This window comes from Pseudomonas frederiksbergensis, assembly GCF_003732665.1.
Taxonomy (GTDB): Bacteria; Pseudomonadota; Gammaproteobacteria; order Pseudomonadales; family Pseudomonadaceae; genus Aquipseudomonas; species Aquipseudomonas frederiksbergensis_G.
In genome coordinates this window covers 227356-253515 of the sequence record NZ_MOBP01000005.1, presented here as the reverse complement: position 1 = coordinate 253515, position 26160 = coordinate 227356, and the positions used below count along the sequence as shown (strand labels likewise).

The window sequence follows — 26160 nt, the reverse complement described above, 5'->3', positions numbered from 1 at the left end:
GAAGCGCAGGGCTGCTGAATGGCATAGAAACGATGACTCATCGCCTACCGTATTATTGAGTAGACCTATCCGCGAACCATTCGTTTAACCGTATGTGGAGAAAGTGGACATCACTACAACCTACTCTCTCATCACAGAATAATCAGTAAATCGAATTTTCACTGTGTAAACCAAGATGGTTAACACAGTGAAAAAGCGGTAAACACTGGGGATGAATAGCTGAAAGCATGCCTGTTTCATTCAGCTTGTCATGTTGGCCGTTTCGGCTTGGGACGTGCCACGTTGTCCTTATACTCAAGGAAAGCACTCGCTTTCTCCTCATCAATCAGATTCGAAACTGGAGTGCGACGGGGCGATTTGACTGCCTGAGGCGCGTCGATCCCCAGAGTACCCATATCTCTGACTGCTGCTCGTTCTTTCTCGCTCAACGAGGATTGAAAGACCATCGCAATCACACGTTCGTTACGATCTGCACGGGTGAAATCTACGACGTTTGACTTCATCGCATCAGGCAGATCGAAGGGGCATTGCAAGTCCTTGTGCTTCTGCTTTTTGCGATTGCTCTGCGCCTGTAGCTGTAGCTCTTCGACCTCAGAAGCACTTGCTGTGTATGCTGCAGAACAGTACGCACGAGTGATATCGAGCAGATTCACCCACTGCCGGCTCGCTTTGCGGCAACAGTTTAAGAGCCGAAAGGTGAGATCGGCAAGAAAAACACTGTACATGGACACAGCACAAATCAATGCTACGACATCACACTTTTTAAGGAAAAATACGCCGGGACCTTCAGAACACCTGTCTGGGCCGTCATCCTTGAGGCTGCTGACGTCCGCTTCTTAGGGGAACACATTGATAACTCTAGTATGTGATTCTCCCAGCTGCAAAATACCCAGTATTGCTTACAATACGTTCCACTCTCACTTCACTAGGCTTTTTGATGCCCGTTTATCCTCCATCGCGTGTTGCCATTATCGGTGGAGGTCCAGCGGGACTTATAGCCGCCGAAACGCTCAGCCTCGCGGGTGTCCAGGTCGACCTATACGACGCTATGCCATCGCTCGGCCGCAAATTTCTTCTGGCTGGTATAGGTGGTCTGAACATTACTCATAGCGAAGCCTACGACATCTTTTGTGGCCGATACAGCAGCCATCAATCCCAGCTGCAAGCGATGCTTGACCGCCTTCCACCGCAAGCGTTGCGTGATTGGGTTCATGGTTTAGGTATCGATACCTTTGTCGGCAGCTCCGGCCGAGTGTTTCCCACCCAAATGAAAGCTGCTCCGTTGCTCAGGACTTGGGTACATAGGCTTCGCAGTGCCGGAGTGCGCCTACATGTGCGTCATCGCTGGCTGGGGTGGAATGATAATGGCGCATTACGGCTATCCAATTCGGACGGGGAGATTTTGATTGAACCTCAGGCAACTGTATTGGCAATGGGTGGCGCGAGCTGGCCACAACTAGGAGCGGACGGCGCTTGGTTGCCTTGGCTACAGGCGAAAGGAGTAGAGATCACTCCCTTAGAAAGCGCGAATTGCGGCTTCGAAGTGAAATGGAGCACATATCTCCGCGAGAAGTTTGTAGGCTCCCCTCTAAAATCGGTTGCACTGACATTTACCGACAATCAGGGTTTGACCGAAAAGCGGCAAGGCGAATTGGTGATTAGTGCACACGGGGTAGAAGGCAGTCTGATTTACGCATTTTCGCAGCGACTACGTGAATACTTGAATATTCACGGCACCGCCACCTTCACGCTAGATCTGGCACCTGGGTACGACTTAGACAAGGTAACGGAAAAAGTCAGCCATACACGCGGCTCGAGATCCCTCTCTAACCACTTGCAAAGTCGCCTTGGCATCAACGGGGTCAAGTTAGCATTGCTGCATGAAGTTCTCAGCAAGGAGCAGTTTGACGACTCAGCCAAACTGGCTGCGACTATCAAAGCGCTACCAATCACCGTTCAAGCAACCCGCCCCATCGCAGAGGCGATCAGCACCGCCGGCGGAGTAGCCTTCAGCAGCCTAAACAACAACCTCATGCTCAGATCACTCCCGGGTGTTTTCGTAGCCGGCGAGATGATTGACTGGGAAGCTCCAACCGGTGGATATCTTCTCACTGCGTGCTTCGCAACTGGCTTACACGCGGGGCTCGGTGTACTTGACTGGCTGGAGAATGGCCAGTCTTCTTGATAAACACCTCCACACTGCATCTGCAAATCTAATCGTTCTCTTACGATCATCGACAAAATGGCGGTTTGCGAGACAAATCATCAATTGGGTCAGATAGATGACAGCCTGGGTACTTTCATCGAGTTGCCCCCCGTCCCCCTCCACGCTTTAAACTAGGCGCCCGTGCCTGACCCCACGCAGAGACTCGTATTTCTCAAAGCGGAAAACTACCCGAACGGTCACGGTACGTATGGGATTCACCAGCTTTGTAACCCTAATTTTCATTCTGTAAACCACAGTAGTTAACAAGTCAAAAAAGTGGTTTACACGAACGATAGATTTCTTCATTCAACGGGTATTAACACAGTTTCGCCCATTCCCATCACATCGAATTGTCCAACATTTACTAGATATGACGATCGCAAAAGTCTAACCAGTTGGAGTGCGTGCGAGATGACAGCGACGCAATCATTCGTTCAGACGGAACGCTAATTTCGCAGATACCCTCTTAGTCGTTTAATGCGAGGCGAGCTCAATGACAGTGGAGCCCCTGATCCTAAAGAGTCATTTATCGTTCACGCTGACATAAGTCGCTACTGGGAAGCGCCGACGGGCGGCTATTTGCTGACCGGGTGTTTTGCCAGTGGGCGGGCGGCCGGGTTGGGGATGGTGGAGTGGTTACAGTGCAAGGGCTGAAGATTGCGGCGCGCCCTTCGCAAGCAAGCCCGCTCCCACACTGGATCTCGAGTGTTCACAAACAATGTGTTCACAGCAGATCCCATGTGGGAGCGGGCTTGCTCGCGAAGGCGCCTTAACAGACGCCGCGAATCATCAAGGCTTGATCGTTCCCACGCTCCGCGTGGGAATGCAGCCCGGGACGCTCCGCGTCCCTTCCGAAGCGGACGCAGAGCGTCCATTGAGGCATTCCCACGCAGAGCGTGGGAACGATCACTGCGGGATCAAGGCTTTTTCTTACGCGGCCCAGTGTTAAACACCGGCACTTTGCGCACAGGCTTGATCGAAGGCTCCACCGCCGAAGCATCCCCGCTCTCAACCCATTTACCGAGGTTGCGCTTACCGCCACCGGAGGTCTTGGGCTTCTTCGGTTTTTTCGGTTTCTTGACGACCTGACCGCTGGAATCGGTATCCGGCACCCGATGCTCAGGTTCGAAATCCTGCTCGGTCTGGCGAGTCAATGTCTGACGGGTCAACATCTCGATGGCGGACAGCTGATTCACTTCATCCGCGCACACGAGGGAAATCGCCTCACCGGTAGCACCCGCACGCCCGGTACGACCGATACGGTGGATGTAGTCCTCAGCCACGATCGGCAGGTCGAAGTTGACCACCAGCGGCAGGTCTTCGATATCCAGACCACGGGCCGCAACGTCGGTGGCCACCAGAATCTGAATCTCACTGGCCTTGAACCGATCCAGCGCACGCTGGCGAGTCGCCTGGGGTTTGTCGCCGTGGATACCGTCGGCATTGATGCCCAGGCCCTGGAGTTTTTCCACCAGCGCGTCCACGCCGTTACGGGTCTTGGCGAACACCAGCACCTGTTTCCACTTGCCCTTGCGCAGCAAATGAATGAACAGCTCCGGCTTGCGCTTCTTGTCCACCACCACAACCCATTGCTTCACGGTATTGGCAGCGACGTTGCGCGGGCTGACTTCGATGCTCAGCGGATCGTTGAGCATTTGCCCGGCCAGCAAGCGGATCGCGTCGGAGAAGGTCGCGGAGAACAACAGCGTCTGGCGCTGCTTCGGCAACACGCGGTAGATGTTGCCCAGTTCCTCGGAGAAGCCCAGGTCGAGCATGCGATCGGCTTCGTCGAGGATCAGGGTTTGCAGTTGATTGAACTTGAGGGCCTTCTGGCGATACAGGTCAAGCAAGCGACCCGGCGTCGCCACCAGCACATCCACGCCTTTGCGCAGCTTCATCATTTGCGGGTTGATGCTGACGCCGCCATACACCGCGTAGGTGCTCAACGGCAGGTTCTCGGCGTACTGACGCACGGCTTCGTGAACCTGTTCAGCCAATTCGCGGGTCGGCACCAGGATCAGCGCGCGCACCGAGTTGGACGCCACTTTCGGCCCTTCCATGGCCAGCAACTGCAGCAGCGGCAGCGCGAAACCGGCAGTCTTGCCGGTGCCGGTCTGGGCCGCAGCCATCAGGTCGCGACCGGCCAGCACCGCCGGAATGGCTTGCGCCTGGACCGGCGTAGGCGTCTGGTAGCCGAGCGTCTCAAGAGAGCGCAGCAAGGGTTCGATCAGGCCAAGGGAGGCGAAAGTCATGGGATTACCGTAGGAAAAATCAGAGCGGGTGTGCGATGGCGCGCAGTTTACCCTAATTCACACGGGATTCTGTCGGCGCCGCCACCACAGGTCGCGCCGGCCCACGACGCCACTGCGGCAAACCGATCAACACCACGGCGCTGATAATCACCGCCATGGCAATCGCTTCCTCGATTCCGATGCTCTCGCCGACAAACACAATCCCCAGCAACACTGCCACCGCCGGGTTGACGTAGGCATAACTGGTGGCCGCCGCCGGACGCACGTTTTTCAACAGGTACATGTAGGCGTTGAAAGCGATGATCGAGCCGAAGCCGATCAGGTAAGCCAATGCAGCCCAGCCCTCAATCGGCGGCAGACTGTCCAGATGCTCGCCACTGACCGTGCTGCCGATCAGCAACACCACGCCGCCCACCAGCATTTCCACGGCACTGGCCATCGCGCCCTGGGGCAACGGCAAGTGTTTGCTCCACACCGAGCCGAAGGCCCAGGTCGCGGCGGCGAACACCAACAACGCGGCGCCCAACGGGCTCGATTGCAGGTTGGAACCCAGGTTGAGCATGGCAATGCCGATCAGCCCGAGCACAATCCCGGCCCATTCGAGACGGGTATTGCGTGCGCCCCAGAAATAGCCGCACAACAAGGTAAACAACGGCACCGTCGCCACCGCCAGCGCCGCAACACCGGACGCCACGCCCGTGTGCTCGGCCACGCTCACCGCGCCGTTACCGAAACTGAGCAGCAAAATCCCGATGATCCCCGCCGCTTTCCACTGCGCCCAGGTCGGCGCCGGTGCCCCGCGCCAGCGCAGGAAGGCGTACATCAGCGTCCCTGCAATCACGAAGCGAATCCCGCCGAGCATCAACGGTGGCCAGTACTGCACGCCGATGCGAATCACCAGATAGGTCGAGCCCCAAATCACGTACAACGCGAAAAAAGCGGCGATCAACGGTAAGGGAAAGCGACGTAAGCCAGGCATTGGGCAGCTCGTAGGCAGGACAAGGAGACTGGATATTCTAGAAAGGCCAAGGCGCAAAAATAAGTTACAAAACCTGTTTATCGCACCGGTACACTTTTCAAAGCTCGGCTCCTACCGGATTTTGTGGTGTCGTCAGAGTCCGCGTCACAGGAGATCTAATGTGGGAGCGGGCTTGCTCGCGAAAGCGGTTTGTCAGTCACATAGATGTTGGATGTGTCGACGCTTTCGCGAGCAAGCCCGCTCCCACAGGGGGATTTGCGGGGTTGTCAGATTCCGCGTGCGCCGCTATATCCGGCGCCCAATAAACACGGCATGTCTTTCAGACGAACCCAGGGTTCGGTCCGCCAATGCAGCAGGCTCAAGGTTCCACCCGCCCATTCCATCAAGCGCAAACTCGGGGCCTGATTCGAAGCCACCCCGCCACCGTCCCGCAGCATCGGCACGACGTGATGGGTCAACCAACGGCGCAGATTCCGGTTCTCCGGGCAGTAGTGATAGACCAGCATCGCGTACACGCCGGACTCGCTCAGCATCAACATTTCCTGGGGTTAATCGCTGCCAGACAAACACATCATCCGGCGTTGATCGGCGTCGAGCTTGAGTGCGTGTCGGCCGTTGATATCCACGCCCATTAATCGGCCGATATCCCGGGCGCAAAACCAGGCTTCTGCGTGCAGTAAAAGGGCTCGCAATTGGATGTGATGGCGGATGAAGGTTTGGGGGATGAAGGGAACTGGGGGATTAGGAGTAATTTTGACCATGTCGATTTTCCTAACAAGCGTTGGAGCTACCAGCATCACTTGCAGATGATGGGTGGCAGCTGTGTGCAGGTCTGCAAGACCGAGTTGTTAGGACCTCGGCAGACCCAAAGGTCTCCCGCACACAGCTACCATAAATCGATGGTCGCTAGATAAAGCGACGCGATTATAGGTGTGCTTGTATGCACCTAACAAACTCTCGGTGGGCTTGCAGACCCGATCACTGAGTTTTCAGCGACGGTCAAAAGGTTATCGATGCCCCGGATGAGGGGCAAGACAGACATTCCCTAAAATTCGGTAGGACCGATCATCAAACCGGAGGCGGCGTTAAACACAAATCCAACGTCGCAGGGAGATCCAATGTGGGAGCGGGCTTGCTCGCGAAAGCGGTTTGTCAGTCACATAGATGTTGGATGTGCCGACGCTTTCGCGAGCAAGCCCGCTCCCACAGGGGATTTGTGTTGTGTCAGAGGAATAGTGGGGGCAGTCAGAACCCGCGATGGCGCTTCAGATGTTCGTTGATCTTCGCCGCCGGCACTTTCTGCAAGCTGACCAACAAATCATGGGACAACTCGCGCAACCCATGCTGTTGGCGCAGTTGCTCAGCCAGGTGCGTCGTCAGGTTCGCCGCCATTTCCGCATCCGCCATCGCCCGGTGAGCCTTGCCGGTGTTGGGCAGGCTGGCGAAGGTGGTGAGGGTGCCGAGTTTGTGGTTCGGCGCGGCGGGCATCAAGCGTCGGGCCAGCAGCAGCGAACAGGCAAAGTTCTGCAACCGTGTGCGTTTGATCCGCCCCAGTTCAAAGTCCCAGAACTTCTGGTCGAACGCCGCGTTGTGCGCCAGCAACGGTGTAATCCCGACGAATTCGTTGACTTCGTTCATCACTTGCTCGGCCGAGGGCGCGGTGCGCAGCATGGCGTTGCTGATGCCGGTGAGTTGTTCGATGAAGGCCGGCACGCGCACGCCGGCGTTCATCAGGCTTTGGTAACGCTCGACGATGCGCCCCTGTTCAAGGATCACCACGGCAATTTCCGTGGCCCGGCAACTGCTGCTCGGGGAGATCCCGGTGGTTTCAAAGTCGATGACTGCTATGCGTTCCAAACCTGTTTCAACTCCGTATAGATCAATTCTTGAGCAGCAACGCGCCTTCGATCGGCACGTAGCGGCTGGCGGCGCGGATCAGCGAATTCGCGGTCAGGCCCGGCACGCCGTAAGCCACGGCTTGCACGCCGTGTTTGCTGATGATGCGCTCCAGCAGCATGTCGAAATCACCGTCGCCGGAGGCCAGCACCACTTCGTCCACGTGATCGGCGGCGTCCATGATGTCGAGGGTGATGCCCACGTCCCAGTCGCCCTTGGCCGAGCCGTCGCTGCGCTGGATGTAGGGCTTGAGCTTCACCACGAAACCGAGGTTGCGCAGGATCTGCTGAAACTGCTGCTGTTTGCTGTCACCGCGATCGATGGCGTAGGCGTACGCCTCGACGATCTCGCCCTGTTTGCTGATATCAGCCCACAGCGCGGCATAGTTGAAGTGGCAACCATAGGCCTGGCGCACGGTGTAATAGAGGTTTTGGACGTCGGCGAACACTGCGATTTTCTTCATCGCTTCCCTCTTGGCGCACAGGCGCAGGCTTTGAATCCGGCACGAGGCCCGAAAAGTCGCCCAGTATGCCAGCCCGAAGGATTGTTCCGCGAATAATCGGACCGGGGCGCGATTGCGCCCCGGACGAGTGGAGGGTCAGACGAAGGAGTCGTCGTCATCGCCGCCGAAGAATGACGAGCTGTCATCGCTGTAGTCGGCGTCGGTGAAATTGCCCTGGTCGTTGGAATCGTTACCGGCCACGTTCTGGTCGTTGTTCCAGTCATTGCCGCTGTGGTCGTTGACCTGGGCAGGCTCTTCCTTGATGACTTCGACCACTTCCTGGGGCTGCTGATTGCTGTGGAACAGGCTGCTGATGCCTTGTGCCAGCATCACACCACCGGCCACGCCGGCCGCAGTTTTCAGTGCGCCTCCCAGGAAACCGCTACCCACCGGCGCCTGTTGTTGCGGCGCGTAGTTTTGCTGCGGGGCACCGTAGTTCTGTTGCGGTGCGCCGAAGTTTTGTTGGGGCGGCTGCGAATTGAACGCTGGCCGCGCCGGTTCGCGCCAGCCACCGGTCGCGGGTGGAGGACTTTGCGTGGGCTGCGGATCGCGGGAGCCGCCGCCGAAGATGCTCGACAGGAAACCACCACCGCTCGGGGCTGGCGTCGAGGCCTTGGCCTGTTGCAGCTCGGCCTGCAATTGCTGGATTTGCTGGGCCTGTTGCTTGTTCTGTTCGTCGAGGCTTTTGATCGCAGCCTCTTGCACCAGAATCGCCTGGGTCATGAAATAGCCTGCGGCGGGCTGGCGAGTCAGGTGCTCCTTGATCCGCGCCTCGGCCTGGGCGTCACGCGGGGCTGAATCCGTTTCGGCCTGTTGCAGCCGGGAAAACAGTCCATCGATCAGGGTTTGTTCTTCGCTGTTCATGGCGACCTCGTAGATTGCCGGGAATATCGTCGTCCCTCTCCAAAGCGGAGAAGGTGCCTGACAGTAATGGGGCTGATACAGGATGTTTCAATGGCCTTTACCTAACGTTTACGTTTGCGCCCCCCGGCGTCTCATCGGTTAAAGTGTGGCACTGCTTTCAACCTGCGATACCGACTGATGAATCCGTTCGACGTGCTGCGTGACTCCTTGTATTTCTTCAAGCGCAATCTGGGCCAGATCGTGCAGCTGTGCCTGCCGCTGGTGATTGTTGAAGCGTTCCTGCAACAGATTGTCGACAACAACGTCGGCCCGGACGGTTTTCCCGGTTACAGCGTGGTCGTCGGTTTGCTGGTGTATCCGTTGTACACCGCCGCGCTGATCCTGTTTCTCGACGCCCGCAGCCGTGGCGAATCGCCGCGCATCCGCGACTTGCTCGCCACCTCCGCCACGCTGTGGCCGCGCTTCGCCCTGCTCACCGCCCTCAACACCTTGCTGATCCTGATTGGCCTGTCGCTGTATTTCCTGCCAGGCATCTGGCTGATGGTGACCCTGGCGTTCGCCGAATACCTGCTGGTGCTGCGCGGCCTGGCGCCACTGGCGGCGATGAAGGAAAGCCTGCGCCTGACTCGCGGCCATTTCCTGCGCATCCTCGTTTGCATCCTCACAGTGATGGCGCCGTTGTGGCTGCTCAAGGGTGCGAGCTTCGCGATCTACCCCGAACCGCAGAACCCAGTGATCGCCCTGCTGATCGACAGCGCCCACAGCTTCCTGCAATTGTTCACCAGCGTGGTCCTGTTCCGCCTGTTCATGCTGATTGGCGAAGTGCCTGACAACAACGACAGAACGGTCTGACCGCTCTAACCTTGGGCGCGGGCGCCGCTCTCGGGTATGCTCGGGGTCATCTTTGTAACGCTATAAGCCGAGCCAATGACCCGTCTACTGCGCTACACCCTGCTGGGCCTGCTGATTATCCTCGGGCTGCTCGCCGTGCTGATCTACAGCGCGACCTGGCGGCCCGAAACCAAGGAGGTGTTGCCGGTCAGTTGCAACGCCAAGGCGCCGACCCTGGTGCCCGGTCAAGCCTTGAAAGTCATGACCTGGAACGTCCAGTACCTGGCGGGCAAGCGCTACGTGTTCTGGAACGATCTGGCCCAGGGCGACGACGAACAACCCACCCTCGAAGACATGGCCTTCAGCCTCGACGAAGTGGCGCGGGTGATTCGTGACGAGCAACCGGACATCGTCCTGCTGCAAGAACTCGATAACGGCGCCAAGGCCAGCGATTATCAGGATCAGTTCAAATTGCTGCAGGAACGGGTCGCCGACCTGTATCCATGCAGTGCCCACGCCTTCGACTGGAAAGCCGATTTCGTCCCCGAGCCGCACATCTTCGGCAGCGTCGGCCGGCAACTGGCAACCCTGAGCCGCTTTCAGGTCGAACATGCCGAACGCCTGCAACTGCCGGTGGCGCCGGTCAATTTCATCAGCCGCCAGTTCAAACCGAAAAATGCCTTGTTGGTGACGTACCTGCCGGTAAGCGATGGCGGGCAGATTGCCGTGCTCAATACGCATCTGGATCGGGCCACTCAGCCCGACGACACCTTGCAAACCCAGGTGATGGCCGTGGCCAAGGTCCTCGACAAATATGAAGGTCGCGGCACACCGTGGCTGATCGGCGGTGACTTCAATCTGTTGCCCCTGGGCCAGTACCGACGCCTGCCCACCGAGCAACGCACGTCCTACTCCCCCGACAGCGCGCTGCATGTGCTGTGGGACAAATACCCGATGATCCCCACCAACAACGAGGCCAGCGGTGTGGATCGGGCGCAGTGGCTGACTCATTACCCGAACGATCCCGGACTGAACGGCCCGGACCGCACGGTTGATTACCTGTTCTACAGCCCCAGGATCAAACGGGTTGAAGCGACGGTGCGACAGGACGACACGTTGCGCATTTCCGATCATTTGCCGGTGATTGCGCGGTTTCTGTTACCGGCGTCGCCGTAGCACCATCAAGCCAATGGCGATGGCGACGACGATGAGCCCGGCGGCCACGGCGAAGGTCATGTGCATTCCCTGCGCCACCGCTTCGGGCTGCGCTTGCACAATGTTGCTGCTGGCCGCGCCGAAAGCGAACACCGCGCCCATCACCGAGGCGCCCGTGATCAGCCCGAGATTGCGCGACAAGCCAAGCAAACCGGAAATGACGCCCCGCTGTTCTGGCTGGATATCGGTCATGACCGCGGTGTTGTTGGCCGCTTGAAACAGCGCATAGCCTGCGGTGATGACCACCAGCGCAGCGATGTAACCGAATACGCCGACACTCATTGGCATGACGGGCAGGATCAAACAGCCTGCCGCCATGGCAACGAGGCCGATGAGGCTTGAGCGATGCGCGCCCACTTGGTCGACCATCCGCCCGGACGGAACCCCTGCCAACGCGGCAACCAGCGGCCCGGCGGACATCGCGAAGCCGACGCTCGCAGCACTCAGCGCCAGCGCCCCCGAAAGATAAAACGGCCCAACCACCATGGTCGCCATCACGACGGCGGTCACCAGGGTGCTCATGGCGAAACCGGCACTTAGCACGGGATTGCGCAACATCGCCAATTTAATCAACGGCGACGAGGCCGTGTTTTCGATGAACACAAACACACTCACGCCCAATACCGCCGCCAACAACAGCGCTGTATTCAGCGGGCCGAAACTTCCACGCCCCAGGGTCATCGCCAGGGCATAGGCCAGCAGCGTCAGGACCAAAACCAGCGTGCCCGGCACATCGAAACCTGGACGCTTGCCCCGACGATCAAGCGGCAAAAAACGCCAGGCAAGGGCAAGTGCCAGAATCCCCAGCGGCACATTGATCAGAAAGATTCCTTGCCATCCCACGCTGGCGATCAGCACACCGCCGAGGGTTGGCCCGAGGCAGGTGCCCATCGCCGACAACGTGCCAAGCACACCCATCGCGCTGCCAAGTTTTTCCTTGGGCACCGCTTCACCCACCAGCGCCATGGTCAGCGCCATCATGATCGCCGCGCCGCTGCCTTGTAGCGCCCGGGCGGCAATCAGCAGCCCGAGGGTCGGCGCAACGGCACACAGGATCGACGCCAGCGTGAACAGCGCAATCCCGATCAGCAGCAGACGTCGGCGGCCGATCAGGTCACCGAGCCGTCCCACGCTGACGATCAGCGCCGTGATGGCCAGCAAATAGGCCAGGACCACCCACTGCACGTCCTGAAAGGTTGCGTTGAACGACGCCGCCAACGTCGGCAGCCCGACATTGGCAATGCTGGTGCCGAGGGACGACAACAGCATCGACAACGACAGGCTGACCAGCACACCCCGAGCCGAAGGCGCCCCGGTTGTTTCAATCGCCATCGTGGATGTTTTCATTGGCTGCGGACTCCGGAAAATGGGCTTGTCCGCAGCCTAAGCCACTGCCTACTATGGCGGAAGGCGCACCGTTTGCAGGTTATTCATGCACGGGACGCCACCTATCAAAGGACGCCCGCATGTCGCTGCCCGATCTGAATTTGTTGATCACTCTGGATGTCTTGCTGGCGGAAGGCAGCGTGGCCCGCGCCGCCGAGCGCTTGCGCCTGAGCCCATCGGCCATGAGCCGGGCGCTGGCGCGACTGCGGGAAACCACTGGCGATCCGCTGTTGGTCCGGGCCGGGCGCGGACTGGTGCCCACGCCCCGTGCGCTGGAATTGCGTGAACGAGTCGGTTCGCTGGTGCAGGAGGCGCTGACCATGCTGCGCCCCACCGAAACACTCGAACTCAAGCAACTGGTGCGCACTTTCACCCTGCGCACCAGCGATGGCTTCGTCGAGAATTTCGGGCCACGGCTGATCGCTCGCCTACTCAAGGAAGCGCCTCATGCTCGCTTGAATTTCGTACAAAAACTGAACAAGGACAGCACCCTGCTGCGCAACGGCACGGTGGATCTGGAAACCGGCGTGATCGGCGAATCCACCAGCCCGGAGATTCGCACCCGCATGCTGTTCCGCGACCAGTTCATCGGCGTTGTGCGCCAGGGCCACCCGTTGAGCAAGGGTGAGATGACACCCGCACGTTATGCCGCTGAACAACACATCCTCGTTTCCCGCCGGGGCGCCAGCAAAGGCGCCATGGATGAGGCTTTGGCCGAGCTTGGCCTGGAGCGCGACATCATCACCGTCGTCGGCGGCTTTTGCGCCGCGTTGGCGCTGGCGCGGGCTTCAGACTTGGTCGCCACCGTGCCGCAACGCCACGTCGGCAGCCTGTGCGATGGCCTGCATACTTTTGCCCTGCCGTTCCCCACGCCACCGATTACCGTGTCGATGCTTTGGCATCCGCGAATGGAGGCTGATCCTGCCCATCGCTGGCTTCGGGGATGCATCCATGAGGTGTGCAGTCAGTAGGCTTTTCAGGGCTTGCGTGGCTTGATCCGCGCCGTCGCCTCAGCCACCAGCGGATCATCCGGCCAGTAATACCTGGCACCAACTGACCGCTCTATAGATTGACAACGTACAACCCCATAAAAATTTGGCTATGAACCAATCTCTACGCGACATCGATTGACTGTCAATCTAGCGACCTCTGACTGGCGAAAATTACCTGACAGACCAGGCATCATTGACACCCCCAAAATACTCTGACGCACTTCTTCCGCGTGAACATTGACAACCGCTCTAAAGATCACAGACAGCCGGTATATCCGTAGGCGTTTGTAGGAGCGGCGCTACGCATCCTGAGAGTGCGGATGGCATGCGACGTCGCAGCTCATCGCCCAAGCCCCCAGGTAGCGCCCAAGTCACAGACTTAAGTCTCTACTTTCAACAGAACCATCTCGCTATACTTCAAAGAATGGCACAGTGCCTTTATGGCTTTTCAGTCCTTGCTCGGCCCATTTACCACCAAAAAGAAGCCAATCAAGCACAGCCAAGAAAGTATCTGTTAGACCCCAAGGCCGCTGAGTTGGAAGCAGCGGAAGGACTTCAGAGGCTGCGGCCCCTTTGGATATTCGTGTTATGGATGGCGTGAACTTCAAGCAAACCGGTCAGTACGCAATGTGCTGCATTGAGAGTTTCTCCGATGATCTGAAGAAGACCATCAGGGCAAACCTAACCAGAATATGCCATGGCGCTGACCAGGCGAGCCGGAGCATGGTGGTATTCAAATACGCAGCCACGCTTAAGTCATTCTGGGATCGCTACTCCACAAAGGATCAGAATACCCGAACGGGCATGCTGGGGGAGCTGCTAGCGCATGTCGTAATCCTCGAGATGCTTGACGATTTTGATGTGGTTTCGCCTTTCTTCAATATGGAAGAAAAACACATCCGCAAAGGCTTTGACCTCATTCTTTATCAACCATCATCCAACGAGGTTTGGATTACGGAAGTGAAGTCAGGGGCAGCCGGAAAGAAAACTTCATGTGCGGCCAGCAAGTCCATGCTAGCCAAGGCACGTGATGACCTTAAAGGTCGACTCGCGGAATCAGAAATGAATCATTGGCTGAACGCCATGAATGCTGCGCAGAAATCCATTAACGATAAGAAAAGTTACAAAGAATCTGTGCTCGCCATCTTGGGCATGGAGGGTGACAAAGCTTACGGAAATTCCGCCGTACCATCAGACAATAACGTTGTCTTAGTATCTGCTTTGTTTAACGACGTCTCGCATAAGATTATGGAGAGGAGCATTGCGGACTTTACTACTACCCTGACAGCAACCCCTATCTTTAAAACTGTGTTGGTATTATCCCTTCACAAGGGAACACTTGAGAAACTAGAAGACTTTCTCCGGGCAGAGGCAGGATGCTAAATGCAAGAGCTCACTATCAAGGAATTGGCAAAGACCCGATTTAAAGACATCTACATGGAGCTTCTTCGTGGTAACGAGATGTCCGATGGGGATACCGTTAAGCTGCTTGCGATTGCAGTCCTGCTCCTCAACCATAAAGCGCCTGAAATAAAGCGTTTAGGTTATAGGATTACTTTGTTTTATGGCAACTTGACTGGAAAATACGAGCCACTTTATGACGTATCTATCAACAGCGGTCTATTGCCGGTCTCTGCTGTCCTCGGTAAATCTTTTGAACAAGATGAAAGACTCAGCAGGTCATTCATCCAAAATATCGTGAGCAGTTACGTAGACACGTTCCGCGACCAGGGCATGGTGCTCACAGAGCAACAGGACACGCTGAGAACCTTCGTCCAAGACGAATATGAAAACTCGTCAGTAGTCATTGCTCCGACCTCTTACGGAAAGTCTGAGCTCATTATCAAGTCCGTCAAAGACAATCCTTCCAAACACATCCTTATCTTAGTGCCATCGAAAGCTTTGCTCGCCCAGACGAAGAAGCGACTAATTTATTCAGACATTCCAAAACTGGGCAAGGTTGTAACGCACCCTGAGATGTACTCGCCCGAGCGAAACAATCGGACTTTTGTACTTACACAAGAGCGCCTGAATCGACTACTTAACGAATACAGCACCCTGAACTTCGACATGGTTTTTGTGGACGAGGCCCATAACCTCCTTCAGGGCGACAGTCGCAATGAACTCTTGGCGACCATGCTATGTATCCTAGGAGCGAGGAATTCTCAGACTTCATTCAAGTTTTTGACCCCCTTCCTTTGTAACGAGCTCAACGTTCGAGTTCGCTACCTTGATATGACGCCCAAAGGCTTCAGGGTAGATGAGTATATCAAGTCTGAGCGCTTCTATACTCGGGACTTCAGGACTGGCAAGAACGACGGCAAGCTCAAGCTCTACGACCATTTTCTCAACCAATGGTTGGAAATTGACAGAAAGCACAAGAATTGCTTTGACTTGATCAAACGCGAATCGCTAGCCAAAAACATTATTTATGGCAACACCAAAAAGAAAATTGAGCAGTTCGCCATTGAGCTCGCTAACACGTTACCTGATATTGAGTGCCCATTGGTTCAAAAAGCTTGCGATGAGCTCGAGGAAGCATTTGATAAGCGATACAGGCTGATTTCATGTTTGCGCAGGGGTGTGATGTACCACCACGGCTCCATTCCGGACACCATACGACTGTATCTGGAGAACCTGTTCCACCAGTCCAAGGCGATGAAGTATCTGGTGTGCAACTCCACTCTGCTTGAAGGCGTGAATCTTCCTATTGAGCGCCTGTTCATTTTTGACTACTCGAAAGGCCGTGGAAATTTGACCTCATCGCAATTCAAAAATCTGATCGGTCGTGTGAATAGATTTAGTGAGGTATTCGCACCCGAAGCGGGCACCACACTTAAAAAGCTAGAGTCGAGCATCTACCTCTTGGGAGTCGACGGCTTTACACATAAGAAATCTAATCTTCAGACCTTTTATGAAAAATCCGTGAATGTCTCGAAAGTCGACGAAGACAACGTAAGCAACGTTCTCCTTCAAGAGACAGCCATTTTGGATGGCCCGATGGCAGACCGACATCGTGACGCTGTGGCAAGGCTTGAAAATCTCCAACCTGGCATAGTCACTGGGCAAGAGTGTAGGTATGTCAAGACTGGCGTCGGCCAACTACTGATAGCCAACAGTGTAAGCGAGATTGATGTCTTCGCCACTGAGGAGGAGATTGATAACGCCATTAGCATATCGGTTGAGGAAAATGGTTTGATCGATAGCGCCGACCGCCTGCTGCTTGAGATCAAGTCTTGCTTCGTCGACAATTTCGATGACAAGAGGAAGTACAGTGACCTAAAACGACTCCAAAATAAGGCCACTATAGATTTCTACGCCATGTTTTTGGATTGGAAGCTGAAAAAATACAGCCTCAAGCAGGTACTGAGGTACACACTCAAATACTGGCGCGAGCTTCCTGAGAAGAAAGGTACTGACTATGTGTATGTTGCAAACTGGGGTGATACTAAGTTTGGGAATAGTCAGTTTCCTTATTGGGTCAGAATCTCAACTAAAGATGATGTAGAGAGAGTCAACCTTGCAATCGTTCGACTGAAAGAAGAAGATGATTTTTTTGACAACAAGATTTTCAAGTTTGTAGAAGTTCTAAATGGAGTTGGGGCTATTGACCCAGGCTTTTATAAACGTATGAAATATGGCACGACCGACGACTCGAAGATTAAGTTAATCCGTGAGGGATACAGTCGCGGGCTTTCCGAGCTGTTGCTTGATCGATATCCCCAGTACGTTCGTCTTGATAATAATGGCGAGATTCAGGTCAGCTCCAAGGTCATTCGGCTCATGAGAGACAATGAAGAGAGCGACTTGCTCATCTTTGAAGCCCAGATGAATCTGAAAGCCGCTCCCGACCCCGTGGCATAGCGCTGACTGGTATCGTTGAGGTCGCCCTTACCCCTCTTGGTTTATGACCAAGAGGGTTCAATGACATTAGATTTAATCTGTGCCCACCTGAGACGGCCCTCGAGGAGCCAAGGTAGGCCATTACCGCAGCCACTTCTTGTATCTGAACCCGCTTCCACAGGAGCACGAGTCATAGCGCCCATATATTTTCGGGGCAAGTGCTCTTTCCACCGTTTTCATTGCCAGCCTCAGAAACAAGAACGTTTTAACTTCCCTTGTTTATTCATCCATCGCTGACGAATGCTCCCGCCGGAACTCAAGCATAATCCCAAACCGAATTTCACCCAGGAACCCTGACCGAAACTCCGCACCAGTTCGCAGCACGTTGAGCATATTTCCGCTTTACGCAATGCAGATCAAGAAATCTGATAGCTGCCTTGCCAGGGGGCGGGTTCCAATGCAAACAGATACCCGCCACTCTTGAGCAGTACATGATTTATTAGCGTGCTTGATCCGCTCTGGGCTCCTTGGGTGGGCTGGTTTTTTGACTAGCCTTACGGAGTGACTGCATCCAACTTTCAGACTCATCCAAAAAATTCTGAGTAAAGATCAGCATTGCCTCGGCTTCATCATCATGATAGGCAACCATTTCGTGAGCAGCATCGTTGCCACTTTCCCTAATCCTATCCATGTCATAAAACAACCTGTGCTTTATGCTATCAAAATTCAGGAATTCGCTGACTTCTGACCTCGCAATTTTTTTCTTTTCCTTAATACCTTTAACCAGCAGTTCTTCGAGACGCTGAGCGAGATTGCTCGGGTGTTCCTTCCCAGGATGCCTCGTTTGCCACATAAAGATCGACTGAATATCAACGATTTTACGGCACAGAATACCCACCGCCTCCCATGCCTGCAGGCTATAGCATTTGCGCGCTTGCTCGTAAATATCGGAGACACTTATAACTGGTGGGAACGAATAGTGCTGAGGTGGTAGCAAAGCCGGGACATCAAAATCTATCATAAACTCAGCCCCCAACTTGAGTTCATTATTTTCGTTAGAAAAATTCTCAAGCTTTACAGTGGCATTCTTAATTTCATCATGTGCAACAGACACGCTTGCGCTTACATAATTCTTGCATTCAGGACAATAGCAAGCTATCGAGAACAATCCAAAGTCGAATTCGCGCCATTCATCGCAATGAAATTTATTAAGATAAAAGCATTCATTATCTTGGCTGCTGGCAACAACAAAAATTTTTCCGTACTTCCCACAGCGAGGGCACGAAGACTTAAAAAATAGAGGCTTTTCCAAAAGTTATCCCTAACAAAAATATTTCACAAACTAAATGAATCGAATTTTGTAGTGCAGCTCGTGTGAGTTCCCTAGGATGGCTTCAGAATACGCCCCTATCTACATCACCGGCTGAGGGCTCTGAGGCTAAAAATGTCCCCGACTGGCTCGTTTTCAGCTACAAGCCTCACAACCTGATACGTCCTTTTTAAGACACGCTGGCGGCCAAAAGCACTGGCCTAGCAGTTGGCATAATAGCGTACCTGGTGCTTCGGAATCGAGACGTCAGCTCGCTTTGGCCGCCTGGCTACATACACCATCACTTCCAGAGCGGGTAATTCTTCCTGCATGTATCGCATTCCTGCTGGCTCGTAGAGCGCATGGTTCAGAGAGCTCGGGCACTTGTCACGAGCATTGATAGCCCTCGATAATATGAGATCACCTTGCAATGGACTGCCTATGCGCCCGCTCGATGTCGACCCTTTCATCAAGGCGCTGTCCACTCCGCGTCTACGTAATTACAGATCCTACTTCAATGCTGTAGATGACCACGATGTTTATGCGTGCTACCAGTGGAACAACGAGGTGTCCCGGTCGCTTGTTCCGCTGATACATCTTGTCGAAATCGTTATGCGAAATGCCTATCACAAAGAGCTGAGCCGATTTCATTCACAGCGGCTAAACCAACCCATAGTGGATTCGATGAACTGGTACGACCACCTGTCTTTGACTAAGCATAATGATGGGGGCTTGTCGAAAACGCTTAAAAAGCTCAAGAAGAAATCGTCCTTCACCGACCACGACGTGGTGTCCAACCTCACCTTCGGCTTCTGGACAAACATCAGCAAGGAAACCAACACGCAGTGGGGAGTCGTTCTTCCGCTAGTATTTCCAAACACCAACAGAAATTTTTCCCTGGCAAAAAATACGGACTGGCTAGAAGCCCGCGTCGGCCTTGTCAACGATATCCGAAACCGAATCTCCCACTGGGAGCCAATCTGGAAGCGCGGGGACTTGATGGAAGAGCGCGTGATACGTCCGGGATCTGCGCCGCTAAAGGTCGCACACCTTGCACCTACCACTCCCGAGCAAAGCATTCAACGCGTGAATACGGAATATGACCGAACCCTTTCGCTCCTTGCCATGATGGATAAAGACTTGGCAGCAGGTTATACAGACTCTCATAACCACGAGCACTTCAAATGGGTGTGCAGTGAGGAAGGTTTGTCCAGCTACCGAGCCTATAAGCGTCGCGCAACAATCCCTTTCTCAATGGCCAAGCGTAATTTATCAAGCTTAGTGAAGGGCCAAACGATGCTCACTATCACACATGGCGGTGTGAGGTTTCGAATTACGCCTCTCAACGCTTGATGAAAGAGCTGAGTGGCTGCGGCGTAAGCGCCCGGCGAACACACCTTCAGAATCCCAGCATTAAGGGCGATGGTGTCCGCGTATTTTTAAGCGGACGCGATTGCCCTTATCACCAGGATTTCCATGCGCCAACGAAGCTCTTACCCCAAACCATTCAAAGCCCAGGTCGTCCAGGAATGCCTGCAACCCGGAGCGACGATTTCCAGCGTAGCCATCCACCACGGCATCAATGCCAACGTGATCCGCAAGTGGCTACCAACTTACCGGGATCAATCGCTTGCAACCTTGCCTGCTTTCGTTCCGGTAAAAACTGTACCAAGGCGAGCATCAGAAGAGATGGTGATCATCTCGCTGCCTCTGGGTGATAAATCCATCACCGTAAAATGGCCAGCCTCGGATCCGGACGGCTGCGCGTGTTTCATTCATGGCCTGGCCCAATGATTCGCGTCGATGCCATCTGGCTCGCCACCGAGCCTATGGACATGCGGCGATCATGAGTCTGATCCAGTCTGCAAGACTCAATGGGAATGATCCGTACGCCTACTTGAAAGATGTTCTCGTGCGTCTGCCGAGGCAACGAGCAAGTGCAATTTCGGAGCTGCTGCCGCATAAATGGGTGCCCATGTAGTATCGCTGCAAATAGATAGTTTCAGGGGTGCAGCGATACCTAGTTCAATGTGCCAAGATTCGGCCACCAAGGATGAGTACCAATCGAATATGCCTAGTCTTACCTCCGATGCCGGTTTCATGCAGCTTGCTCTTGCCCAAGGGCGCTTAGCCTTACCTGACTGCCTTCCAAACCCGCCAGTAGGTTGCGTGCTGGTAAAAGACAACGTGGTGATCAGTCAAGGCCATACACAGGCACCTGGGCTCTATCACGCGGAAGCGATGGCGTTAAGCCGATTAGCGAATGACTGCTCCGGGGTGACTGCATTTGTCACGCTTGAGCCATGCTCTTTTCATGGCCGAACTCCGTCATGTGCTCGGGCACTGATACACAGCGGGGTTGATAAAGTTTTTGTTGGGTTGCTTGATCCCGATCCGAGAAACTCGGGAGCGGGCATAAGAATGCTACGAGATGCAGGCATTACAGTCGTTGTCGGCTTACTGGCGGAGGAAGCTGCTGAAGACTTAGCTGGTTTTTTGGTAAGCAATACCGGTGAATCGTCGGATCGCGACGATCAGTAAATCGTTAGCACCTCAGCGCAAGGTGGGATGCCCGGACGGTTACGCTGCGGCACTCAGCTCTCTCGATACCCAGACCAAGCATTTAGAAATGCTAAACGACAGACAAAAAAAACCGCCAATAATGGCGGTTTTTTAGAGGTCTTGCTCGGGGTCTCTGGCTCTCTACGACGGGGTTTGGTTTGTCGATAAAGAGTTCTTTTCCTCCTAGAGGACTTGGTGCCAGACACATACCAATTCAGATTACCTATGAGAGCCTTCAGTGTCAACCACCATTTCACCTAACGACGCTTGGCCCAACATTCACTCCCGCAGCTTAGCGAAAAGCTATTCACGCCTTCAGTCCAGAGCCCATCGCAAGAGATAAATTTTCTACTAAAATAACTCTCCCACCGGGACGAACACCGAGCCTGTCTCAGCGGCTGCTCGTACCTTCCGGTCGATGACATCTGCGAAAGGTATCTGTTTCTCCAGCGCTTCGTGGATGTCCTTTCCTGAGATACATATTAGGCTTTTACGGCGCCCAAAAGCTTCGAGTCCAACATTGGTGAAACCGTAATAGCTAATGAACACTCCTCGCGTCCAAGCGGCCTTCTCATTGATCTTGCCCTGAAGGATATGAAGCTCTCCCACCCCAATAGGGTTGGACACCCATTTAGCTTCCACAAGATAAATATCACCGCGACAGAGAAAGCTCCCGTCAATCTGCTCACCCGTATTCCTAAATGGGGCACGAGGCTGGAGACTCGAGGCTTCGAAGAGTTGTTGCAGGAATATTTCGAAAGCGTAGCCACGGGCTTGAGGCGCGAGCTTATGAATCTCCACTAGGGCCCGCTTCAGTTGAGCTGACTGATCGACCCCGACTTGGCGCACGGCAGCGAAGGGATTGCCTATTGCGTCATCACTTATCGAGCCAGCCTCCAAGCCTCGGATCAAGGTTAAGAATCGCCCCTCCGCGTGCACCACAGGCTCACTTTTGCGTTGGCTGGAGAGCGTGGCCTCACGATACTGCCAGAGTGCCTTAAGCGCTCGTACACAGGTCGTCGTATCCGCAAGTGTGAGAAAACAGCGGAGGCGCCTCGCCTTGGAAGTACCGTCCGCAGCAAAAAGCGGGTCATCAATGTCAATCTCCAGCTCTCCAAGGAAGAACTGGGACAAGGTACGATTTGAGAAGTCCAGCACGTAACCCTGCTCCATCTCGAAAAGAAGGTCGAGGAGCTTCATATCCAACGGTTTTATCTTCGGCATGCTACCCGTCCTTGACCAAGCACAACGAAACGAGCATACGACATTGCCAAGGAAGACCCAATGGACTGAAGCTTAGACGAGCTCACTGAAACCTGGAATAGCGGACGAAAATGATGAGTGACGCGAATCGTCTCTGGCAGCGCGAACGAAAACGGCGCTATGCATTGTGGGATTTAGAAAAACTGCAGCCTGGATCTGATAGTGCGATTCAGTACCTTGCGATTCTTGATGAAATTGAGCGCGAAGATCGAGATGACCCCATTGGTGATGCAGTCGCCATGTCGGTTGATGAGCTACGAGAATGTGTTCCAGAAACCGAGATCGTGGGAGTCAGCGGATCCCGCTTTATAGTCGTGCTTGACGAGCACATACCAGAACCTTGGAAAACTCGTTTCGAAGAAGCCAGCACGGGGTCTACCCGCTTACGACAGGGTTGCTATGCGGGAGATTGGCGTCGTTTTTTACGATTATGGACAGCCGAGATGCTGCACCTCGCAGCGCATAGGGAGATGCTTTAGAACTTGATGAGGGTATTCGCAAGTCCCAGGATAGTAGGGGACGCCAGGGTGATGGAGCCATCAAAAAAGTCCACCCGACGGATCTCACACAAGAACGCCGTTCTCCAGCCTTCCGATAAGATCGAAGACAGCTTTCGTCCCCACTCTCGTCCCCAGCATATCCAGTGGACGCTTCGATCCCAGTCCTCGAACCGGCGAACTCATCCATTTCGCTGCTGCGGCCTTATCGTTTTCGAAGAGGTTCAGTGCTTCCTCAAAGACAGCTACCAATGCTACCAGACGGTCGCTTTCTTTGGTGTCGAACCGCCCTGCTTTCGCCCTACGGGCCATCGTAGAGGGAGATACACAAATAGCCTTGGAGATGTCCCCTCGCGGCACCTGCAAGAGGCTTGCTATCCGTTCGAGGTATTCGAAAGGCAGTCCTTCGTGAACGAGTTCATGAAGCTTGGTGCCGCGTGACGGCAGACCTAGGGTAATCCAAATACTTGGTGGGATCTGAGGCCCTGGTTGGTATTCCTTGATCGATGACAGCACTTTCATCTCCATCTGAAAACCTACCACCAAGCCGGGCCAGGTGGCCCGAACCAACGACATCTCCCTTGCCCGCTGCGCAGGATCTGTCATACCCAGGAAGACATGATATCGATAGATAGTGAGTTCATCCTATCCTGTGAGCTTTCGTGACCTCCACGAATTGCTATGCACCGCTTCGCTCGTTTCGAAATCTACACTTGTTGCATGACAAGCGCTTCAAGCATGGATAGTGTCAGCGCCATGAATGTCCCAAACCCGGCCCTCCCCGACTCGATTCCTCCGTCGATACTGGCGAGAGCAGACGCGTTTGTAACGAAAACTGCTTTCCTTGCCGGCCTGCTCGCACCTGAAACTGCAGCATGCGTGAGTAGCCTGCTGATGGACTCTGACGCCGATTACTCAAAGATCATCGACGGGCACCACATTGAGTCGGTGGTTCTAAAGGATGCACTCAACTTAGCGAACAAGCAGTCTACGCTGGGGGCAAGCACTGAGCTCCGTCGACGTATTCTGGTGGCACTAGCCCACCATTATCACCTTCTACAAAACCACCCGATTTCTGACGGCAATGCGGCTGTGGCGAGAATTATCGTTCAAATGCATTTCGCTCAGATTGGGTTGCATCCGCACTTGTGGTCGCTGTCTCGCGGCATAGCTCGTAGACGGGAGGAGTATCACGCCGCCCTGGACATGACTGGTGGTACGCAGGAGTGTCAACTTGCTGGTGGTGCCCAGCAATCAGACAAAACCCTTCTCGGCTTCATCGAGTTCATGCTTGATGTCTGCCATGAAGAGGTGGACTACATGACTGCTGCCCTGAATCGCCGCAAGCTTCGTGAATCTGTTACGAATGCGTTCAACACAAACTCACGCTTAACAGAGGCCGGGATCAGAGCAAAAATTGCTCCAGCTTTCCTGGCACTGCTGATCCAGGGCGCGCTTCCTCGCTCTGAGTTCAATACCTTTACCGGTCTTCAGTCTGAAGCAGCAAGCAATCAAGTCGGCAGGTTGATCAATATCGGCCTAGTGGTGAGCCCGCCATCTGATCTCCTCACACTTGAAGTCGCCTTACCAGACTGGTTTGTAAGGGAGCTCCTTCCGGATTTGCACAAGAGTTGGTAGCTCTGATCGCCAAGATGCAGCCTGGCAGATACGGCGGGTGCTTCAGGCAGAATCGCTTTCCAAGGTTTACGTCGAGCCGGGCATTAGGCCCGAACCAGCGAAATTTAGAAAATGCCTCGACAAGCCACCTACTACTAGGCCGTTCTTTTTCCCGCAAAGACGAGTACGTCGCACTGTCATAAATTGTCTCATCTGAAGCCCGCCCCATTCTTGAAATCGTCTTTTATTGCCAGTATTTGTAGGACACAAATCTCATGCAGGGAACGCAACCATGCAAGCAAGATTCAGAGTGATTGATACCACCACCCTGGACGATGGCAGCAAGCAATACAGGGTCGTTGATCTTGTAGAGGGAGGCTCAGCAAGCAAGCATGGTGTCTTCAAGGTTAGGACAGAGGCAGACGCTGTTTGCTCGACATTGAATGCTGAGCATCCGAGGCAGTTGGCAGTGCGTGCATCGCAGAATTCCTACTGAGCCGATACGGCATCTCACTCGCTACTATGCGGAGCTACTTGCGAAGCCGGTTTCCATTAGGGAAGCGGAGACCTCAGACACCAGGCAACTTGAACGGGAACAACCCCTGCCTGCTACGCTTTCCTCTTTCATGGAGGAATCACAATGTCGAACGCAGACCTGCTCCCTTCCCTACTCTTCAAAATCAATCAGAACCAACTCGCCCTCGAAGCCGCGATCATGGAGCTCACGCTCTGGGTCGAGCAGCGTGGATCAGCAGAGGTCGCCGGCAACGTTCGTGGTGCTTTGGACACAATCAGCAAGAATGAAGAATTCATCAACATGACGCTCGCTGTGTTGATGACACCGGAGTAATTCACCCCACATATTGAAAGAAGCCTGTTGGGTACGAAGGTGCCATTACCAAATCAAAACACCGATTATTTCACTCACGCTTCGTCGAGGAATTTCAAAGGCATATATGGACAGAATTGCATTTTTAAAAACAGGTTGGGCCGTCGACTACCAAGGAGAAGAGGTAGTTGGCAGACATCGCCACATCAATGATTATGCTGAAGCGCACGAACGCTTCAATTTCAGAAAAGCTCCGGACGGACGTTACTACGGCTACATACCTCCGATGGGTGAGCATGAGGCAACGCCGAAGCCCTTACGCCTTAATGGGTGGACAATCATTTTAGTCGCGGCACGAGATGGCGATGGCCCTTTGACCGTAGTCGGGCACTACGAAAATGCGACTTTTGAAACGGGCTATCGCGACCGGCCTGAGTATCGCTACGGTTCATTTCCGAAAGACGCAGACGGACAGAATTTTAGCTACATCGTTAGCGCCGACAAAGCCAATATCATTCCCTTACCTTTGCGTCAGACAGAAATTTCAGGTGCTCACTTTAAAAGGTCGCCTATCGTTTACGTTCGAGGTAACAGACCTGGTCAGGATCAAGAGTGGCGTCAGCACTTTGCCGAGATTGCACAGGAAATAGTCAGCGTCTCCTCTCAAGTCGACGTTGTTGACGTACAAATACCAACGTTTTCTTTTCCTGATGCCGAGCATAGAAAGGCGGTGGAAATGGCGGCTGTGGACTACGCATCTGCAGCCTATGGAAAACGTTATGAAATTCAGGATGTCCAGCTGCTCAACCTTGGCTACGACCTGATTTTTCGCGATCGTAAAACAGGTGAAGAACTACACGTAGAGGTAAAGGGAACCAGCAATGCGATACCCCATTTTTTCATGACTAGGAATGAGTACCGATACCTCGAAAATCCTCGTTGGCGCATGCTCATGGTCACCCAGGCGCTCGACAAACCAAAAGGTCGGGTGCTCACTCTGGATGAACTGGAGGATGCGTTTGACGTTAAGCCATTCGCCTTCGAGGGCGTTGCTAAGAGGTTGCCTTAATGCGGAATCCGCATTGCTGTAAAAGTAGTCATCGGCCACCGGCTTCAA

General features: G+C 54.4%; 25 protein-coding genes and 2 pseudogenes. 15 read left to right on the top strand and 12 right to left on the bottom strand.

Going from position 1 to position 26160, the window contains the following annotated elements; translation table 11 throughout:
• Positions 1-248 precede the first annotated feature (248 nt).
• Complete coding sequence (locus tag BK665_RS08950; RefSeq protein ID WP_148053202.1) at positions 249-653, bottom strand: hypothetical protein; 405 nt, start codon at positions 651-653, stop codon at positions 249-251.
• Positions 654-937: 284 nt separating this feature from the next.
• Between BK665_RS08950 and BK665_RS08945 the strand changes: the two genes are divergently transcribed.
• Positions 938-2185 carry a TIGR03862 family flavoprotein gene (locus BK665_RS08945; protein WP_123404702.1) on the top strand — a complete coding sequence of 416 codons (1248 nt, stop codon included), beginning with the start codon at positions 938-940 and terminating at the stop codon, positions 2183-2185.
• 576 nt (positions 2186-2761) lie between these two features.
• Positions 2762-2860 (top strand): annotated as a pseudogene (locus tag BK665_RS34760) (hypothetical protein); the annotation flags it as partial.
• 263 nt (positions 2861-3123) lie between these two features.
• On the opposite strand, the gene rhlE1 reads toward BK665_RS34760, so the two are convergent.
• The 7 genes from rhlE1 to BK665_RS08905 all read right to left on the bottom strand — a co-directional run bounded on the left by rhlE1 (position 3124) and on the right by BK665_RS08905 (position 8699).
• Entirely contained in the window at positions 3124-4458 is a 1335-nt protein-coding gene (gene rhlE1 / locus BK665_RS08930) for an RNA helicase RhlE1 (RefSeq protein ID WP_123404696.1), read from the bottom strand.
• 52 nt (positions 4459-4510) lie between these two features.
• Positions 4511-5437, bottom strand: coding sequence for a drug/metabolite exporter YedA (yedA, locus tag BK665_RS08925; RefSeq protein ID WP_123404694.1), 927 nt, complete (start codon positions 5435-5437; stop codon positions 4511-4513).
• A gap of 266 nt (positions 5438-5703) precedes the next feature.
• Positions 5704-5970 (bottom strand): BRO-N domain-containing protein, encoded by a 267-nt coding sequence (locus BK665_RS34755; protein ID WP_259699586.1) that lies wholly within the window; start codon positions 5968-5970, stop codon positions 5704-5706.
• Between the two features lie 15 nt (positions 5971-5985).
• Positions 5986-6198, bottom strand: a complete 213-nt coding sequence (locus tag BK665_RS34750; RefSeq protein WP_259699585.1) for a BRO-N domain-containing protein — start codon at positions 6196-6198, stop codon at positions 5986-5988.
• 484 nt (positions 6199-6682) lie between these two features.
• Positions 6683-7294 (bottom strand): 3'-5' exonuclease, encoded by a 612-nt coding sequence (locus BK665_RS08915; RefSeq protein ID WP_054052626.1) that lies wholly within the window; start codon positions 7292-7294, stop codon positions 6683-6685.
• Between the two features lie 22 nt (positions 7295-7316).
• Positions 7317-7796: a LabA-like NYN domain-containing protein gene (locus tag BK665_RS08910; RefSeq protein WP_054616703.1), complete on the bottom strand. Its 480-nt coding sequence runs from the start codon at positions 7794-7796 to the stop codon at positions 7317-7319.
• 135 nt (positions 7797-7931) lie between these two features.
• Positions 7932-8699 (bottom strand): DUF2076 domain-containing protein, encoded by a 768-nt coding sequence (locus BK665_RS08905; RefSeq protein WP_123404692.1) that lies wholly within the window; start codon positions 8697-8699, stop codon positions 7932-7934.
• Positions 8700-8876: 177 nt separating this feature from the next.
• Between BK665_RS08905 and BK665_RS08900 the strand changes: the two genes are divergently transcribed.
• On the top strand, positions 8877-9551 hold the full coding sequence (locus BK665_RS08900; protein WP_123404690.1) for a YciC family protein: 675 nt from the start codon (positions 8877-8879) through the stop codon (positions 9549-9551).
• A gap of 75 nt (positions 9552-9626) precedes the next feature.
• On the top strand, positions 9627-10706 hold the full coding sequence (locus tag BK665_RS08895; protein ID WP_123404689.1) for an endonuclease/exonuclease/phosphatase family protein: 1080 nt from the start codon (positions 9627-9629) through the stop codon (positions 10704-10706).
• Here BK665_RS08895 and BK665_RS08890 read toward each other — a convergent pair.
• Positions 10689-12092 (bottom strand): MFS transporter, encoded by a 1404-nt coding sequence (locus BK665_RS08890; RefSeq protein WP_123404688.1) that lies wholly within the window; start codon positions 12090-12092, stop codon positions 10689-10691. The two genes, BK665_RS08895 and BK665_RS08890, sit on opposite strands and share 18 nt — an antisense overlap.
• 119 nt (positions 12093-12211) lie before the next feature.
• On the opposite strand from BK665_RS08890, the gene BK665_RS08885 reads away from it, so the two are divergent.
• The 3 genes from BK665_RS08885 to BK665_RS08875 all read left to right on the top strand — a co-directional run bounded on the left by BK665_RS08885 (position 12212) and on the right by BK665_RS08875 (position 16987).
• Positions 12212-13102, top strand: coding sequence for a LysR family transcriptional regulator (locus BK665_RS08885; protein WP_123404687.1), 891 nt, complete (start codon positions 12212-12214; stop codon positions 13100-13102).
• A gap of 609 nt (positions 13103-13711) precedes the next feature.
• Positions 13712-14506: a Hachiman antiphage defense system protein HamA gene (locus tag BK665_RS08880; RefSeq protein ID WP_123404686.1), complete on the top strand. Its 795-nt coding sequence runs from the start codon at positions 13712-13714 to the stop codon at positions 14504-14506.
• Entirely contained in the window at positions 14507-16987 is a 2481-nt protein-coding gene (locus BK665_RS08875; protein ID WP_123404685.1) for a DEAD/DEAH box helicase, read from the top strand.
• Positions 16988-17465: 478 nt separating this feature from the next.
• On the opposite strand, the gene BK665_RS08870 is transcribed toward BK665_RS08875, so the two are convergent.
• On the bottom strand, positions 17466-18278 hold the full coding sequence (locus BK665_RS08870) for a DUF4145 domain-containing protein (RefSeq protein ID WP_148053201.1): 813 nt from the start codon (positions 18276-18278) through the stop codon (positions 17466-17468).
• Positions 18279-18716: 438 nt separating this feature from the next.
• Here BK665_RS08870 and BK665_RS08865 point away from each other — a divergent pair, with 438 nt between their 5' ends.
• From BK665_RS08865 to BK665_RS08850, 4 genes and pseudogenes are all read left to right on the top strand, one after another.
• The gene (locus tag BK665_RS08865) at positions 18717-19628 is read left to right on the top strand and encodes an Abi family protein (RefSeq protein ID WP_185076474.1); all 912 of its coding nucleotides are present in this window, start codon (positions 18717-18719) and stop codon (positions 19626-19628) included.
• 123 nt (positions 19629-19751) lie between these two features.
• Positions 19752-20069, top strand: a complete 318-nt coding sequence (tnpA, locus tag BK665_RS08860) for an IS66-like element accessory protein TnpA (RefSeq protein ID WP_123404680.1) — start codon at positions 19752-19754, stop codon at positions 20067-20069.
• A gap of 43 nt (positions 20070-20112) precedes the next feature.
• Positions 20113-20256 (top strand): annotated as a pseudogene (locus tag BK665_RS08855) (transposase domain-containing protein); the annotation flags it as partial.
• Positions 20257-20345: 89 nt separating this feature from the next.
• Positions 20346-20816 (top strand): bifunctional diaminohydroxyphosphoribosylaminopyrimidine deaminase/5-amino-6-(5-phosphoribosylamino)uracil reductase RibD, encoded by a 471-nt coding sequence (locus BK665_RS08850; protein ID WP_123405006.1) that lies wholly within the window; start codon positions 20346-20348, stop codon positions 20814-20816.
• 372 nt (positions 20817-21188) lie between these two features.
• On the opposite strand, the gene BK665_RS08845 is transcribed toward BK665_RS08850, so the two are convergent.
• Entirely contained in the window at positions 21189-22061 is an 873-nt protein-coding gene (locus BK665_RS08845) for a restriction endonuclease (RefSeq protein ID WP_123404678.1), read from the bottom strand.
• A gap of 113 nt (positions 22062-22174) precedes the next feature.
• On the opposite strand from BK665_RS08845, the gene BK665_RS08840 reads away from it, so the two are divergent.
• Positions 22175-22579: a hypothetical protein gene (locus BK665_RS08840; protein ID WP_259699584.1), complete on the top strand. Its 405-nt coding sequence runs from the start codon at positions 22175-22177 to the stop codon at positions 22577-22579.
• Between the two features lie 84 nt (positions 22580-22663).
• Here the strand turns inward: BK665_RS08840 and BK665_RS08835 are convergent, their stop codons facing one another.
• Positions 22664-23125 carry an Xre family toxin-antitoxin system antitoxin gene (locus BK665_RS08835; protein WP_123405004.1) on the bottom strand — a complete coding sequence of 154 codons (462 nt, stop codon included), beginning with the start codon at positions 23123-23125 and terminating at the stop codon, positions 22664-22666.
• Positions 23126-23335: 210 nt separating this feature from the next.
• Here BK665_RS08835 and BK665_RS08830 point away from each other — a divergent pair, with 210 nt between their 5' ends.
• From BK665_RS08830 to BK665_RS08815, 3 genes are all read left to right on the top strand, one after another.
• A complete protein-coding gene (locus BK665_RS08830; RefSeq protein ID WP_148053199.1) occupies positions 23336-24235 on the top strand; it encodes a Fic family protein in 900 nt (299 codons plus the stop codon).
• A gap of 619 nt (positions 24236-24854) precedes the next feature.
• Entirely contained in the window at positions 24855-25064 is a 210-nt protein-coding gene (locus BK665_RS08820) for a hypothetical protein (protein ID WP_075948110.1), read from the top strand.
• 106 nt (positions 25065-25170) lie between these two features.
• Positions 25171-26112: a protein NO VEIN domain-containing protein gene (locus BK665_RS08815; protein ID WP_123404670.1), complete on the top strand. Its 942-nt coding sequence runs from the start codon at positions 25171-25173 to the stop codon at positions 26110-26112.
• Positions 26113-26160 lie beyond the last annotated feature (48 nt).

Coding starts and splice junctions, on each gene's coding strand:
- BK665_RS08945 (WP_123404702.1), top strand. CDS start 938: ATGCCCGTTTATCCTCCATCGCGTGTTGCCATTATCGGTGGAGGTCCA.
- rhlE1 (WP_123404696.1), bottom strand. CDS start 4,458: ATGACTTTCGCCTCCCTTGGCCTGATCGAACCCTTGCTGCGCTCTCTT.
- yedA (WP_123404694.1), bottom strand. CDS start 5,437: ATGCCTGGCTTACGTCGCTTTCCCTTACCGTTGATCGCCGCTTTTTTC.
- BK665_RS34755 (WP_259699586.1), bottom strand. CDS start 5,970: ATGCTGAGCGAGTCCGGCGTGTACGCGATGCTGGTCTATCACTACTGC.
- BK665_RS34750 (WP_259699585.1), bottom strand. CDS start 6,198: ATGGTCAAAATTACTCCTAATCCCCCAGTTCCCTTCATCCCCCAAACC.
- BK665_RS08910 (WP_054616703.1), bottom strand. CDS start 7,796: ATGAAGAAAATCGCAGTGTTCGCCGACGTCCAAAACCTCTATTACACC.
- BK665_RS08905 (WP_123404692.1), bottom strand. CDS start 8,699: ATGAACAGCGAAGAACAAACCCTGATCGATGGACTGTTTTCCCGGCTG.
- BK665_RS08900 (WP_123404690.1), top strand. CDS start 8,877: ATGAATCCGTTCGACGTGCTGCGTGACTCCTTGTATTTCTTCAAGCGC.
- BK665_RS08895 (WP_123404689.1), top strand. CDS start 9,627: ATGACCCGTCTACTGCGCTACACCCTGCTGGGCCTGCTGATTATCCTC.
- BK665_RS08890 (WP_123404688.1), bottom strand. CDS start 12,092: ATGAAAACATCCACGATGGCGATTGAAACAACCGGGGCGCCTTCGGCT.
- BK665_RS08885 (WP_123404687.1), top strand. CDS start 12,212: ATGTCGCTGCCCGATCTGAATTTGTTGATCACTCTGGATGTCTTGCTG.
- BK665_RS08880 (WP_123404686.1), top strand. CDS start 13,712: ATGGATGGCGTGAACTTCAAGCAAACCGGTCAGTACGCAATGTGCTGC.
- BK665_RS08875 (WP_123404685.1), top strand. CDS start 14,507: ATGCAAGAGCTCACTATCAAGGAATTGGCAAAGACCCGATTTAAAGAC.
- BK665_RS08865 (WP_185076474.1), top strand. CDS start 18,717: ATGCGCCCGCTCGATGTCGACCCTTTCATCAAGGCGCTGTCCACTCCG.
- tnpA (WP_123404680.1), top strand. CDS start 19,752: ATGCGCCAACGAAGCTCTTACCCCAAACCATTCAAAGCCCAGGTCGTC.
- BK665_RS08850 (WP_123405006.1), top strand. CDS start 20,346: ATGCCTAGTCTTACCTCCGATGCCGGTTTCATGCAGCTTGCTCTTGCC.
- BK665_RS08845 (WP_123404678.1), bottom strand. CDS start 22,061: ATGCCGAAGATAAAACCGTTGGATATGAAGCTCCTCGACCTTCTTTTC.
- BK665_RS08840 (WP_259699584.1), top strand. CDS start 22,175: ATGAGTGACGCGAATCGTCTCTGGCAGCGCGAACGAAAACGGCGCTAT.
- BK665_RS08835 (WP_123405004.1), bottom strand. CDS start 23,125: ATGGAGATGAAAGTGCTGTCATCGATCAAGGAATACCAACCAGGGCCT.
- BK665_RS08830 (WP_148053199.1), top strand. CDS start 23,336: ATGGATAGTGTCAGCGCCATGAATGTCCCAAACCCGGCCCTCCCCGAC.
- BK665_RS08820 (WP_075948110.1), top strand. CDS start 24,855: ATGTCGAACGCAGACCTGCTCCCTTCCCTACTCTTCAAAATCAATCAG.
- BK665_RS08815 (WP_123404670.1), top strand. CDS start 25,171: ATGGACAGAATTGCATTTTTAAAAACAGGTTGGGCCGTCGACTACCAA.